General features: G+C 37.4%; 15 protein-coding genes. 5 read left to right on the top strand and 10 right to left on the bottom strand.

The window, feature by feature from the left end; all coding sequences use genetic code 11:
* The first annotated feature begins 213 nt into the window (after positions 1-213).
* The 3 genes from CHB58_RS04385 to CHB58_RS04375 all read left to right on the top strand — a co-directional run bounded on the left by CHB58_RS04385 (position 214) and on the right by CHB58_RS04375 (position 3,614).
* The gene (locus CHB58_RS04385) at positions 214-1,500 is read left to right on the top strand and encodes an ATP-binding protein (RefSeq protein WP_089322893.1); all 1,287 of its coding nucleotides are present in this window, start codon (positions 214-216) and stop codon (positions 1,498-1,500) included.
* Between the two features lie 672 nt (positions 1,501-2,172).
* Entirely contained in the window at positions 2,173-3,393 is a 1,221-nt protein-coding gene (locus CHB58_RS04380; protein WP_089322892.1) for a type II toxin-antitoxin system HipA family toxin, read from the top strand.
* On the top strand, positions 3,375-3,614 hold the full coding sequence (locus CHB58_RS04375) for a helix-turn-helix domain-containing protein (protein WP_089322891.1): 240 nt from the start codon (positions 3,375-3,377) through the stop codon (positions 3,612-3,614). Before CHB58_RS04380 ends, CHB58_RS04375 begins: the two co-directional genes overlap by 19 nt.
* 1 nt (position 3,615) lies before the next feature.
* Here CHB58_RS04375 and CHB58_RS09095 read toward each other — a convergent pair whose 3' ends face one another.
* Genes CHB58_RS09095 through tnpA (CHB58_RS04365) form a run of 3 tightly spaced genes read right to left on the bottom strand, consistent with a single transcriptional unit; the run spans position 3,616 to position 5,397 of the window.
* A complete protein-coding gene (locus CHB58_RS09095) occupies positions 3,616-3,894 on the bottom strand; it encodes a hypothetical protein (RefSeq protein ID WP_219350074.1) in 279 nt (92 codons plus the stop codon).
* Positions 3,876-5,015 carry an RNA-guided endonuclease InsQ/TnpB family protein gene (locus CHB58_RS04370; protein WP_219350073.1) on the bottom strand — a complete coding sequence of 380 codons (1,140 nt, stop codon included), beginning with the start codon at positions 5,013-5,015 and terminating at the stop codon, positions 3,876-3,878. The genes CHB58_RS09095 and CHB58_RS04370 overlap by 19 nt, the downstream gene beginning before the upstream one ends.
* Positions 4,990-5,397 (bottom strand): IS200/IS605 family transposase, encoded by a 408-nt coding sequence (gene tnpA / locus CHB58_RS04365; protein ID WP_089322882.1) that lies wholly within the window; start codon positions 5,395-5,397, stop codon positions 4,990-4,992. Before tnpA (CHB58_RS04365) ends, CHB58_RS04370 begins: the two co-directional genes overlap by 26 nt.
* 1,496 nt (positions 5,398-6,893) lie before the next feature.
* Between tnpA (CHB58_RS04365) and CHB58_RS04355 the strand changes: the two genes are divergently transcribed.
* Both CHB58_RS04355 and CHB58_RS04350 read left to right on the top strand, forming a co-directional pair.
* Positions 6,894-7,844 (top strand): tyrosine-type recombinase/integrase, encoded by a 951-nt coding sequence (locus CHB58_RS04355; RefSeq protein WP_089322889.1) that lies wholly within the window; start codon positions 6,894-6,896, stop codon positions 7,842-7,844.
* Positions 7,845-7,847: 3 nt separating this feature from the next.
* Positions 7,848-8,369 carry a hypothetical protein gene (locus tag CHB58_RS04350; protein ID WP_089322888.1) on the top strand — a complete coding sequence of 174 codons (522 nt, stop codon included), beginning with the start codon at positions 7,848-7,850 and terminating at the stop codon, positions 8,367-8,369.
* Here CHB58_RS04350 and CHB58_RS04345 read toward each other — a convergent pair.
* From CHB58_RS04345 to CHB58_RS04315, 7 genes are all read right to left on the bottom strand, one after another.
* On the bottom strand, positions 8,352-9,236 hold the full coding sequence (locus tag CHB58_RS04345; protein ID WP_089322887.1) for a toprim domain-containing protein: 885 nt from the start codon (positions 9,234-9,236) through the stop codon (positions 8,352-8,354). The two genes, CHB58_RS04350 and CHB58_RS04345, sit on opposite strands and share 18 nt — an antisense overlap.
* 2 nt (positions 9,237-9,238) lie before the next feature.
* Positions 9,239-9,448 (bottom strand): DUF2283 domain-containing protein, encoded by a 210-nt coding sequence (locus CHB58_RS04340; protein WP_089322886.1) that lies wholly within the window; start codon positions 9,446-9,448, stop codon positions 9,239-9,241.
* Positions 9,439-9,708: a DUF4258 domain-containing protein gene (locus tag CHB58_RS04335; RefSeq protein ID WP_089322885.1), complete on the bottom strand. Its 270-nt coding sequence runs from the start codon at positions 9,706-9,708 to the stop codon at positions 9,439-9,441. The genes CHB58_RS04340 and CHB58_RS04335 overlap by 10 nt, the downstream gene beginning before the upstream one ends.
* A 19-nt stretch (positions 9,709-9,727) precedes the next feature.
* Entirely contained in the window at positions 9,728-11,041 is a 1,314-nt protein-coding gene (locus CHB58_RS04330; protein ID WP_089322884.1) for a replication initiation protein, read from the bottom strand.
* Between the two features lie 51 nt (positions 11,042-11,092).
* On the bottom strand, positions 11,093-12,493 hold the full coding sequence (locus CHB58_RS04325; RefSeq protein WP_089322883.1) for an RNA-guided endonuclease InsQ/TnpB family protein: 1,401 nt from the start codon (positions 12,491-12,493) through the stop codon (positions 11,093-11,095).
* On the bottom strand, positions 12,468-12,875 hold the full coding sequence (gene tnpA, locus CHB58_RS04320; RefSeq protein ID WP_089322882.1) for an IS200/IS605 family transposase: 408 nt from the start codon (positions 12,873-12,875) through the stop codon (positions 12,468-12,470). The genes CHB58_RS04325 and tnpA (CHB58_RS04320) overlap by 26 nt, the downstream gene beginning before the upstream one ends.
* Before the next feature lie 113 nt (positions 12,876-12,988).
* On the bottom strand, positions 12,989-13,699 hold the full coding sequence (locus CHB58_RS04315) for a ribonuclease H-like domain-containing protein (protein ID WP_089322881.1): 711 nt from the start codon (positions 13,697-13,699) through the stop codon (positions 12,989-12,991).
* Between the last annotated feature and the right edge of the window lie 9 nt (positions 13,700-13,708).

Below are 13,708 nucleotides of genomic sequence, written 5' to 3'. Positions count from 1 at the left end.
CGTGGTATAGGTTTATATTTAGCTGCATGGTTGTCCTCCTGGTAGTGGTTTTGGTTTTCTGAAAATTTGAATGTTTAGTGCTCTTAATATTTTAACTACCAGGTGGGCAGCCTTTTTCCTTTGGTGTGGGTGGGGAGTATGTGTATACCTATGCAGGTTCTTGATGAATCTTTCCTTTACAGAAGGAAATTTTTTTAGTAAACTTTCCTTGCTATGAGGAAAGAACTGCTCAAAGAGATAATAATTTCTTTTCAAAGAAAGGAGCTTCCCGATATTATTCAAAGGGATTTACAGATTCCCATTAATACCGGAAAGATAGTGACTCTTATAGGTGTAAGAAGAAGCGGCAAAACTTACTTTCTCTATCAGACCATAAAAGAACTAAGAAAAACGGTAGAAATGGAAAATATAGTTTACATCAATTTTGATGATGAAAGGCTGGAGATAAAAGGAAAAGATCTGGGTATAATTGTAGAAAGTTACAGAGAACTCTATCCCGATAAAAACTTATCAGACGTTTACTTTTTCTTTGATGAAATCCAGAACGTTGAAGGCTGGGAAAAGTTTATCAAAAGACTCTACGAAACAGAAACAAAGAATATATTTATTACAGGTTCAAGTTCAAAATTACTTTCAAAAGAGATAGCTACCGCTCTCAGAGGAAGAACAATCAGTTATGAAATTTACCCCCTCAGTTTTAAAGAGTTTTTGAAGTTTAGAAAGCTAAAAATTTCCCCCGTTGACATTTACGATACAAATTTGAAAGCCAAAGTTAAAAAACTGTTTGAGGAATATCTGCAATGGGGAGGATTTCCAGAAATATCTTTTATAGAAAATGAAGAAATAAAGCTTAAAGTCCTTCAAGAATACTTTGATGTTATGTTATATAGAGATTTAGTTGAAAGGTATAATTTCACTAATATTCCGGTAGTAAAATATCTGCTAAAAAGAGCAATAGAAAACGTATCTTCTCCATTTTCAGTAAACAATATCTATAACGAACTAAAATCTGCAGGTTACAAAGTATCTAAAGACACACTGTATAACATACTTGATGCTGCGGAAAATATTTATCTGGTGAGACTGCTTGAAAAATATTCCCGCTCTGTTCTGAAAAGGAGTTTGAGTTTAAAAAAACTTTACATAATAGATAACGGTTTGATAACAGCAAATTCTTTTTTTAAAGATACGGGAAAACTTCTGGAAAACATTACATTTAAAGAGTTACTTTTAAGATATAAGCAAATCTTTTACTTTAAAATGAAAAAGGAGTGTGACTTTATTGGATTTTCTGATGAAACCCCGGATATTTACCAGGTTAGTTATACAGTAAAGAATGCGAAAACTTTTGAAAGAGAAACGGAATCAATACTGGAAGCCTGTAAATTTTTCAGAAAAAAAGAAGCTTTTATTCTCACATTTGATGATGAACTGGAAATAGAAAAAGAGAAAGTAAAAATTCACATAATCCCGTGCTGGAAGTTTTTTATTTTCCATTGAAATCCATTTCCTGTTACTTCTTCTGAATCTCTGGCACAAATCAGTTTTTAACTAATCCCCTGTCTCCCTTTGCCTTCAACTCAGGGGTGAAATAAAGGGACAAGTAGGGTGAAATAAAGGGACAGGTGGGGTGAAATAAAGGGACAGGTTAAAATCAAGGGGTGAAATAAAGGGACAGGTGAAGTGATTCAGGAAATTGAATAGCAAAGTCTCCAGAAAGCCCTTTAAAATATGTCTTTATATATAAAAAATATGTCTGTAAAAAATAAGTAATATATATGGCGTCTTTTTTTTTATTAAGGCTGAAAAATCAAAAGAATAATAAATTTTTTATAAAGAAATTCTAAAAGGTAGGCTTAAAGAAAAAAATAAAAAAACGAAAAAAAGGAAAAGAAAGGGAGCGGCCAGCTGCAAAATTTGCCCGAAATTCCGCCTGAAATCGCCTCTGCGGTGATTTTTCCCAGCCATGTGATTTAGTGTCTATTCACACCACTCAGTGATTATATAGAAGAAAAGAGAAGCCAAAAATGGGAAATTTTGAGAGCGGTTGCCTGTAAAACCTTGCACTATTCGGATCAAAACATATTTTTGTAAAAGATACTTTACAAATAAGAAGCTTTACCTCACAATGTAAAGTATAATTAACATGATATAGAAGTAAAGAGGAAGGAAATGATAAAAGTTTATGCTAACAGACAATTAAGCGGTACACTTCATTTTACAGAAGAACAGTACAGGTATATTTTTAACTACCTTGAAAATAATCCTATTTCCATAACAATGCCTTTTTCGTATGAAAGTTATGTTTCCACTTTCTATCTTCATCCAATTTTTGATATGAACATGCCGGAAGGATACCTCTTTGAGATGCTAACCAATTTACTAAGAAAAGAGTTCGGCCGGGTAAATGACTTTATCATTTTTAAAACACTATCTCCTTCCCTTGAAGGCTGGTTAACTTATGAATCCGAAGATAACTACATCCGTGAAAGACTACATATAGAGTTTTCCCTTGAAGAGGTAATAGAAGACAACAATCCGGACCTTTTTAAGAAACTTATAGATGCTTTCCTGTTTAAATCCGCAATTTCCGGAGTACAACCAAAAGTTCTTGCAACATTACGCGATAAAACTTCTTTTACAGAAAAAGATTTCATAGTTAAAACTTTTGGAGCAGAGTTTCCAGATCTTGCTGAAAATGAGTATTTCTGCATGAAAGCTGTTAGATATGCAGGAATTCCAACTCCAAAGTTCTGGCTCTCCAAAAACAGAAGATTTTTTATTACCGAAAGGTTTGACTTTGATAAAGCTACCGGAGATTTTAAAGGGTTTGAAGAGTTTTGTGTGCTTTTTAAGAAACATAGAATCTCAAAATATGACGGCTCTTATGAAAAGATAGCAAAAGCCATTGCCAAAATATCATCAAAGGTAGAAGAAGACTTAAAAATCTATTTCAAGATGATAGTAATGAATTTTTTACTTAAGAACGGTGATGCTCATTTAAAAAATTTTGGAATCTTGTATAAAGATTTCCGAAACATAACACTTGCCCCTGCCTATGACGTTATAAATACAGCTATCTATCTCCCAAAAGATAAGCCCGCTCTCTCCATAGAAGGAAGAAAGGTATGGTATTCAAAAAAAGAACTTATAAGGTTCGGGCAGGAATACTGTCTTTTAACAAACAGAGAGGCCAATGAACTTTTTGAAGAGTGTGAAAATGCCATTTTAAAAACCATCAAAAAGATAAAAGAATATATACAAGAGGCTCCTTCCTTTGCAGAGATTGGTTCTAAAATGGTAGCTGTTTTACAGTTTTCTCTTGATAAAAATCTTAAAGAAACATACAAGGAAATTCCAAAAGAGGTGTTCACATGGAATACTGGAAAATAGGAAAAAAGATAAAAGAAATCAGAAAAAGAAAAGGACTCACTCAGGAAGAAGTGGCTCGCAGAGCCGGGATTTCAAGACAGACACTTTCAGCTTTAGAGAACGGTTATATAGGAAAAACATCTATTGCAAGTTTAGTGAGAATACTAAATCAGCTGGATTGTGAACTTGAAATCAAGGAAAAAGAAAAAATTCCTTTTTTTGATCCATCCACAATAGAGTGAACTACTCCGCCCTTACGGACGGAGCTTCTGGTAGGAAAACAACCCTCTGCCGAGAGTTGCTCCACCCAGAAGACCCGCAAGGGGATTCCTGCTTCAGCGAGGGATAGCTAATCTCCCCTTTTGAGGAGACCCCGCCAGTGCCCTCTCCACAGGCGTAAGTTCGGGTCGCTCCGACCCTACCACCCGTAAGGTGGGTGAGCCCTTCTTTCTCTATTCCTCTCTTGTCTATTACTATGCTTGCGTTATAGTCTCTATCAAGCTCTATTCCGATCTCGGACATTTGTGCATCCTATCTGCTAATGTTTTGGGAACTTTTAGTCCACAGTAAGAACATTCTTGAGTTGTATATGCCGCATCTACTTTTACCACCTTTACCCCTGCCATTACGGCTTTATAGGTGGTAAAGGTAATGAGTGTTCCCCATCCTGCATCAAGTATTAGTTTTGCTAATGGGTTGTTTTCTACAAGACCGGGTATGTCAAGGTCTTCAAAGCTTATCAGATGGTATCTTCCTACTAACTTCCTTGATAGTTTATGGAGAAAGTCTCTTCTTGCGTTTTTTATTTTTTCGTGTATCTTTGCTACTTTCTTTTTTTGCTTTTCAAAGTTTCTGCTCCCTTTTTCTTTCCTTGATAGTTTCTTCTGTTCTCTCTTTAGTCTTTTCTCAAGTTTTTGTATAAATTTCGGATGCTTTATGTAGTCTTTTTTACTGGTCACTGCAAGATGTTTCACTCCTAAGTCTATTCCTACCGTTTTTATCTTTCTTTCTACCCTTTCTTCTGCCTCTTTGAGTATCTGGTCAAGGTCAACTTCTACGCTTATGCATACATACCAGTTTCCGCTTGGTTCTCTCTTTACTGTTACTGTCTTTGCTCTTGTCCAGTCAATTTCTCTATGCAGTCTTATCTTGAGTTTACCTATCTTGGGTAGGTGAAGGTATGCAAATCGGTTATTCTTCTTTTCCAGTTTGATTATCGGAACTAATTTCCCTTTCTGTTTCATCCAGACTTGCGAAAAAGTAAGAGACTTGTATTTCGCTATCGGTTTCTTTTTTGGGTAACCAACCTTTACCTTTTCTCCTTTCTTCTTCCTCTCTAAATCTTGGAAAAACTTTTGGAATGCTTTATCTACTCTCCTGAGTGTATCTTGGAGAACTTGGGAGTGAACAAGTTTTAGTATCGGTTCTTTCTTCTTGAGCTTAGGTAGGTTGTTTTGTTGTTCTGAATATTTTACAGTTCTCCTCTCTTCCTTCCAGACTCTTTTCCTTTCTTCAAGTGCATGGTTGTAGAGCCAGCATAGAGCAAAAAGCCAGTTTTCCAACTTGTATTCCTGCAGAGCAGAAGGATAAGCTCTGAATTTATAGGTAAGCAAAAATTTACTTTCTTCCTTGGCTCTGGACATATCTTTTTATGTCCTCCAGTTTCACCTGTCCAGTCGTTGCTATGAAGTAGGATGGAGACCAGAACTTTCCACCCCAAAGCTCCTTTCTCATAACTTCTGGGAACTCTCTCCTCAGTTTTCTTGATGTTACTGACTTGAGTGAATTCACAAACCTTGAAAGCATAACCGTAGGTCGTGAGGAAAACAGGATGTGAATGTGGTCTTTATCCGTTTCCTGCTCTATTATCTCAATACCAAAGTGCTCTGCTACTTCCACAACTATCTCCTTTAGTCTTTCTGCAAGCTTCCCTATCAGAACCTTTTTCCTATACTTTACCACTAATACAAGGTGGAACTGAAGGGAATATACAGAATGACACCCTTTATCCAGCTTGTACTCCATACCCTTATTCTATGTTCAGAACTGACGCTTGTCAATACAACGCCTTACGGCGTCGCTCTGTATCCCCTCCCTTACGGAAGAGGACTTAGAGCGTATTTTTAGTTAAAGTGAATGTTAGTAGAAGTCAAATTAGCTCCAAAATAAGGTTTACAAATAAAATATACCGAGATTTGCTTACTAAGTCAAACTTGGATACTTCAATCACGCAACTTGGATACTTCAATCACGCAATTTAGATACACCAATCACGCTCACCTATCATAACTTCTTGATTTCTAATTTCTTCCCGTTCCCCACCAAATAGACCACCAAATACGCACACCAAATATATATACCAGCAGGACGGCAACGAGAGAGAAAAGAACCAGAACAGCTCACGCGGATTGTATTTTTAAAATGAAATGAAAGTTGAATGAAAAAAATCGCTTTCTCTTAAAAATTTGATTTTTCAGGAAAAGTTTCAGCTTGCACGAAAAAATACCTCGTCAGACCGCGAGATTTCGCTTCTATGCGATTTTTTCCCTAAAAAGGTGTCAATAACTTGAGAAGAGAAAAAATGCGAAAATTGGGCAAATAAGACGGTATTTTGAAAATTGAAAGGAAATTTTCTTTCCTATCAGCCAACCTCTCATAGATTCAATCATGCACGAAGCGAACGGAGTCAAGGGGGGGACCAGCCGAGCATAGCGAGGCTGGGCGGAGACCTTGACGAAGTGAGCAAGGGCATATTTTTTTACTTTGAGGTTGGCTGGTGAGTCCACTCGGCTATGCGGAGACGAAAAAATCTTCTCGTCCCCTATCCTGTTTCCACAAATTGTGTAAAAAATACAATTCCACAAATACATTCTAAAAATGAAGGCTGTTGACAACTTCAACCGTTGCGTTTAAAATTCTTAAGTGTAAGCAACCCGCAAGCAACCAGACTGTAAGTCTGGTTGCTAATGCGGGCAGAAAAGAAGCAGAAGCAGAAGCGGACGGGACAGGTGAGGTTTTCAGAAGTGGAGACTTCATCTGTCCTGTCTATAAAAAAACTAAAAGCATAGTTATTTTCTTTGTCCCCCTGCCCCCCGGGGGGCAAAAAAAACTAATTGACTAAAAAAAACACAATCGTTTAATTTGTAACTTGGGTAGATAGAGGTTCTACCCAAGTCAATGAAAAGAAGGGGGGATAAGGGTCTGTCTTTAGAGATTAGACCCTTTAAAACTATTTCAAAATTTCCAGTCTCAAACTGGAAATTTTGACTTTACAGACCGAACTCTTCGGTCTGTATTATGAAGTCTCAGAGGAAGTTTTGAGACTTCATAAATCTTTTTAAGAATAACAAGTTTAAGGAGGTGAAAATTTCCTTTAACTTTAAACAAGTTTAAGTAGGTGAGAGATGAAAGAAGATGACACGGTAGGAGAAGGAAAACTTCTACTGTGAGGATTTAAAACCCGTTGCGGGTGAGGTCGTTAAACCCGTTGCGTAGGCTTGAACAACTGCAAGGGGGGTAGTATGCCCAAAATCGTCAGTTCTGACGGTTCTATTCGCATTTCTGGAAGCATTATTCATCAAGTTAAGGAGCTTTTGAATCTTGCTACAAATAACGGTCAGTTTGGGATAAAGGTTTCTCATATATACGCTGAAGGCTATACCAAGCAGGATAATCCGTATTGCAGGAGTTTTAAGACTGCTAAAGAGTATGTTGGGGTCTGGTATCAGCTGGCGGAATATGTGAGGGAAGAGTTTGGGATTAACAAGGTTACTGATATTCAGGCTCATCACATAGAAAGTTTCATTGAGCAGAAGGCGGATTTATCGGAAAAGTCTTTGAAAAACATATCGTCAGCTATTGGAAAGTTGGAAAATGTTATTGAGCAGAAACTTGGGATAGATGTTAATTTTGGAAGCAGGGAAGACGGTAGCGGTCGCTGGCTTGCTAATACTCTGGCACAGGACAGGGCGGATTCTCCCGAGAGGGGAGCATACGAAAGTCCGAAAGAGCTGATAGATAATCTTTCTTCACAATCTCATCAGCTTGTCGCACAGCTTCAGCACGAGGCAGGTTTACGCATTCACGAGGTAGCAGGTATAAGGCAGGACAGTTTAAAGTTCTGGACTGATTTAGCTGGCGTTCAGCATTACGGGATAGAAGTTCAGGGGAAGGGCGGATATGAGAGGACTGTTGAAGTTTCCAGAGAGCTGTATGAAGCCGTCAAGGAAGCTGTCACTTCTGATGGCAGAATAGAGTTCAAGTATGAGGACTATCTCAAGGATTTGAAAGAGGCTTCAGCTTTGACTTCTCAGCAGTATCAGGGCTCTCACGGTTTGAGGTATAACTTTGCTCAAGAGAGGTATGATTCTTTGATTTCTGAAGGAATTGGGCATCACGAGGCTTTAAAGACTGTAAGTGAAGAGATGGGACACCACAGGGAAGAGATTACATTGCACTATTTGGGACGGTGAGAAATGGATATTACTGAAGAGATTTCCATTGCTTTGAAGAACAAGCAGAAGCTACTCTCTGCTTTTAATAAATACCTTCCTTACGAGAAAGGTTTTGTTCTACGCAAGACGGCGGAATTATTACCTGAGATTCAGGAGATCCCAGACTTTCCGAAACAGCTGTCAAAAACTTTGAATTGTTCTTTACAACAGGCGATTTTGGTTATCTGGTATTTTGCTTTTCTTGTTGCTATAAGGCGTTATGAAATAGAGCTTAAAAAAGCTGAATATGACGGAGACTCCAGGCTTGCACAGTTGAAAGATGAGAGGTTTCTCAGGCTTGCAAGAGGTTTTTTGAACGAGGTTAAGAGTAGAGCTGGCAGAAAGCCGAAAAAGAGAGAAAAACTTGAAAAATTAAAAGCTGAAATTCTGACTTTACGGAAAGAGGGAGCTGGCTGTGTAGCAATATCTGAGTTTCTGAGGAAACACCACAAGTTAAAAGTTTCTAAAAGCTATATTCATAGGCTTTTAAAAGAGTGGGAGTAGAGAAATACTATCTTGCTTTTTCAATGCTTCGTTTAAATCCTTGCTTTCAAACTTGAGGTAAAGGGTTTTACTGTTTATTTTCTCAAACTTTCTGCGGGCAGAAAGTCCAGCTTTATCGTTGTCTAATCCGAGAATTACGGTGTCGTATTTTTCAATAACAGCAAGGGCTTTCTCTACATTGACAACGGAATTTAAAATCAAAATATCTGTTTGCTTAAACTTCAGCTGTTCCCAGCTGAGGGCGTCAAACAATCCCTCAAATATTGCTATATATCTGCTTCCCTTTTCTATCAGGCTGTAAGAGTGCTTCTGCTCTGCTTTCTCTTTCAAGTTCCACTTTCCAAACTTGTTTCTTACCGTATAACTCCCGGTCTCGGTTTTTATTCCTGCTCCAAAGTATTTCCTTCCATTTATTTCCCAGTGTATTTCTTTTAACCAGTTTGGAATTTTGGTAATTTTTCTTTCTCTCAAGTATTTCAAAAGTGCAGGACTTGAAACTTTCTTTACTTCAATGATTTTTACCGTAGAAACCCGGCAGGATTTAGGTGTAAAGTCAGGTTTAAGGTCAGGAAAATCATTTTTCTCTAAATATTTTTCTCTTAAAAGTCTTACAGCTGTAATGTAATCGCAGTTGTATAAGACCATCACAAGGTCAATCCAGCTTCCCCCTTTGCCAGTTCCAAAGTCGTGCCAGAGCCACTCGCCAAATTCGTTTTTCTGTATTGAGACAGAAGGAGTTTTTTCGTTTCTCCATACAGCTGTCGCTTCTATGTATGAGTTCCTGAAAGTGAAAGGAATTTTGAAATCTTCAAGGATTATTTCAGGTGGAATTGATTTTATACGGTGTAGTTCCTGCTGTCTGTTCATAGCTACGCTGAAACAGGCAATAGTTTACCTACGAAAGGCAGTTCAATTTTTTTTCTCTCACTCCAGCCAAAAATCTCAAGTCCAACAACTTCATCATTTTCATCGTAATCAATAACTATTCCCTGTTCTGCCAAATGTTCGCTCTCGTAAACTGGTTTATCGCTTAACTTAATGACCAGAATATCAACATCTGGAGAGTATCTTATCTGCATAGTCCTTTCCTCCTTAAAGTTCTGTCAAACATTAGCGTTATAGCAACAATTTCCTTTCCCATATCTTCAACTATAACCTTAAAGCAACGTCCTGCAACTTTCTTGATTCTCCATTCTCTTTTGGAATACTTTGGGTCTTGCATAACAAGGTCAGGATTCTTGATTGTGTCTTCAATAAGCTCTATTGTTAACGGAACGGGAGAGTTCCGTTTTCTCTCTTCAAGCTGTTCACAAAAATGCCTGGTGTAAATAATTCGCAAGCTCACCTCTAAAACGGAGTTATTCGTTTTTCCCTTTAAAGGAAATTTCTTTTAAAAATATCTCTTTTAATTCGTTCTGGAATTTTTTGCTTATAGCTGTATTTAAAAAGTCAGCGTAGTCCTTATCTTTGCATATAAAAATTATTTCTTTATTATTTTCAAGTGCTGTTAAGATTTCACTTTTTTCAAAGTATGTGTCATACAGGAAAGGTTTTTCTGAAAATTTCTTTTTTCCCCATTCCTTCAGTTTCTCTATAAGTCTTGGTTTCTCAATAAAATCTGTTTCTTTATCCGCCTTAACTTCAGAATTGAAGTATTTTTCTGCTTTTTTTAGCCAGATTTTAAGCTGTCTTGAACTCATAGAGCGTAAAAATCCCCAAATGTTATTGATTTTTTTCTTTTCTTTTACTGTTTCAATGTAAGCAACAAGCATTGCTTTTTCTTCATCGGGTAGCTTGTCAAATGGAATTTCAAGAGCCTGTGTTCCAGCTGGGCAAACTTCTTTTACAAATATGCAGTAATTTCCTTCTTCTGTTTCCTGAAGTTCCATCTGAAGATTTGTTTTTTCGTTGATTTCCTCTATTGCCCGGTTAATCCTTTTCAGGATTATTGAAGGTCTTAAATGTTTAGGGTCAGCAAGGGAATTGAGAGCATTACGATACCAGTATTTTAGGTCGCTATCTATATAGATTTTCCAATTTTTAGTTTTCTCATCAGGCTTATACTCTAAAGCAAGCAGGTAAAGGCTTTTAGCTGTTTCTTTCCGCAATTTTTTGATTTCTATCCACGATGGACGGCGATACCAAGTTGTATTTTTGCAGATTTCAATGAAATCATCATCAAAAGTAATTATTAAAGTGGCAGTTTTTCCTCTTCCACGCTTTTCTATTTTAAAGTTTTGAATTACTCCAAGCATAACTGTATCAATAATTTTTCCTTGCCAGAAAAAGCAATTTTTGAAATAAAACTTGTGGTTAGCCCATACAACTAAAAATCTTTCAATCTTTTCGTTCCAGATTTTCCCAGATTGTTTAATACCAAAAATTTCTTTAGCCAAAGCGTTAAGGCTTGTAATTTTAATTTTTTTTGGCCAATTATTCGTTTCTGCGACATGAAGGATATAAAGAAGAAAATCTACAGCTTTGGCATTTGGAAATTCCGCACCGTTGCAGATGTAAACTACTCCATTCCCTATTTTCTTTGGAAAAACATAAAGTCCTTTTAGTTGTCCCTTTTTCTCTCTTGTCAGCTTGTTTAATACAGTATCAGCATCGGTAACCAAAAGTCCTGCAACGTTTATGTTGTGGTCAATTTTAGGTTTTATTTTTTCCATATTTCTATTTCCTGTAATAATTTTCACGCTTCTACAAGTTTCTTCCGTGAACTACTCCGCCCTTACGGACGGAGCTTCTGGTAGGAAAACAACCCTCTGCCGAGAGTTGCTCCACCCAGAAGACCCGCAAGGGGATTCCTGCTTCAGCGAGGGATAGCTAATCTCCCCTTTTGAGGAGACCCCGCCAGTGCCCTCTCCACAGGCGTAAGTTCGGGTCGCTCCGACCCTACCACCCGTAAGGTGGGTGAGCCCTTCTTTCTCTATTCCTCTCTTGTCTATTACTATGCTTGCGTTATAGTCTCTATCAAGCTCTATTCCGCATCTCGGACATTTGTGCATCCTATCTGCTAATGTTTTGGGAACTTTTAGTCCACAGTAAGAACATTCTTGAGTTGTATATGCCGCATCTACTTTTACCACCTTTACCCCTGCCATTACGGCTTTATAGGTGGTAAAGGTAATGAGTGTTCCCCATCCTGCATCAAGTATTAGTTTTGCTAATGGGTTGTTTTCTACAAGACCGGGTATGTCAAGGTCTTCAAAGCTTATCAGATGGTATCTTCCTACTAACTTCCTTGATAGTTTATGGAGAAAGTCTCTTCTTGCGTTTTTTATTTTTTCGTGTATCTTTGCTACTTTCTTTTTTTGCTTTTCAAAGTTTCTGCTCCCTTTTTCTTTCCTTGATAGTTTCTTCTGTTCTCTCTTTAGTCTTTTCTCAAGTTTTTGTATAAATTTCGGATGCTTTATGTAGTCTTTTTTACTGGTCACTGCAAGATGTTTCACTCCTAAGTCTATTCCTACCGTTTTTATCTTTCTTTCTACCCTTTCTTCTGCCTCTTTGAGTATCTGGTCAAGGTCAACTTCTACGCTTATGCATACATACCAGTTTCCGCTTGGTTCTCTCTTTACTGTTACTGTCTTTGCTCTTGTCCAGTCAATTTCTCTATGCAGTCTTATCTTGAGTTTACCTATCTTGGGTAGGTGAAGGTATGCAAATCGGTTATTCTTCTTTTCCAGTTTGATTATCGGAACTAATTTCCCTTTCTGTTTCATCCAGACTTGCGAAAAAGTAAGAGACTTGTATTTCGCTATCGGTTTCTTTTTTGGGTAACCAACCTTTACCTTTTCTCCTTTCTTCTTCCTCTCTAAATCTTGGAAAAACTTTTGGAATGCTTTATCTACTCTCCTGAGTGTATCTTGGAGAACTTGGGAGTGAACAAGTTTTAGTATCGGTTCTTTCTTCTTGAGCTTAGGTAGGTTGTTTTGTTGTTCTGAATATTTTACAGTTCTCCTCTCTTCCTTCCAGACTCTTTTCCTTTCTTCAAGTGCATGGTTGTAGAGCCAGCATAGAGCAAAAAGCCAGTTTTCCAACTTGTATTCCTGCAGAGCAGAAGGATAAGCTCTGAATTTATAGGTAAGCAAAAATTTACTTTCTTCCTTGGCTCTGGACATATCTTTTTATGTCCTCCAGTTTCACCTGTCCAGTCGTTGCTATGAAGTAGGATGGAGACCAGAACTTTCCACCCCAAAGCTCCTTTCTCATAACTTCTGGGAACTCTCTCCTCAGTTTTCTTGATGTTACTGACTTGAGTGAATTCACAAACCTTGAAAGCATAACCGTAGGTCGTGAGGAAAACAGGATGTGAATGTGGTCTTTATCCGTTTCCTGCTCTATTATCTCAATACCAAAGTGCTCTGCTACTTCCACAACTATCTCCTTTAGTCTTTCTGCAAGCTTCCCTATCAGAACCTTTTTCCTATACTTTACCACTAATACAAGGTGGAACTGAAGGGAATATACAGAATGACACCCTTTATCCAGCTTGTACTCCATACCCTTATTCTATGTTCAGAACTGACGCTTGTCAATACAACGCCTTACGGCGTCGCTCTGTATCCCCTCCCTTACGGAAGAGGACTTAGAGCGTATTTTTAGTTAAATTACATTCACGAATCTTCTTCCGACCATTGATTTATTATTTTCACATCAATCTTCTCCCTCAAAAAATTGAAAGTTTGACCTGTTTTCATACTTGTGAAAACAGTGAACAGTCTTGCAGTTGCCAGTACATCTTCAGCACAATATTGAGCTATCTTTTTAAATTTTTTGTTTCTATAAAGTTCTTCCACTTCACTTCCATGAGCTTCTGTTTTAACCGGGATACCAAAAAGGGAACAAAGTACCTTAAGTGATGTTCTAACATTAAAAACTTCCATAAGATCTATATGGTATCTGGTGTATCTTGAATTATAGTTCGGCCGCTCCTTTTCCCATTTATCGGAGTCTTCAAGATAATACTTCAATGCTTTTTTAACTATCTCATCATCTTTAATCTTCATGCCCCTTAAAAGCATTACGGGAAAATCAAAATTTTTGCCATTGAAAGTTACAAATACCGGTCCGGGCTCTTTACAGGTAAAAGCTTTATTAACCTTTTCCCAGAAAATTTTAACAATGTATCTTTCTTCACCTACATAAGATTTGAATCCCAGGAGTTTTCTTTCTGAAAAAGCCATAAAAGAAAAGGCAATCGGAATGTGAAAAACAGCATTAACAAACTCCCCGTTATCTGCTTTTTCTTTATCTTTTTCACTCCCTGCTTTTTCCAGCAAATCATAATCCTTAATGGTTTCTATATCAAATAAAAAATATATCATGCTTCCCTC

Source organism: Desulfurobacterium atlanticum, from assembly GCF_900188395.1.
In the GTDB taxonomy this organism is placed as follows: Bacteria; Aquificota; Aquificia; order Desulfurobacteriales; family Desulfurobacteriaceae; genus Desulfurobacterium_A; species Desulfurobacterium_A atlanticum.
Note: the sequence above shows the minus strand (reverse complement) of the source record. Positions and strands in the feature narration are given on the sequence as shown.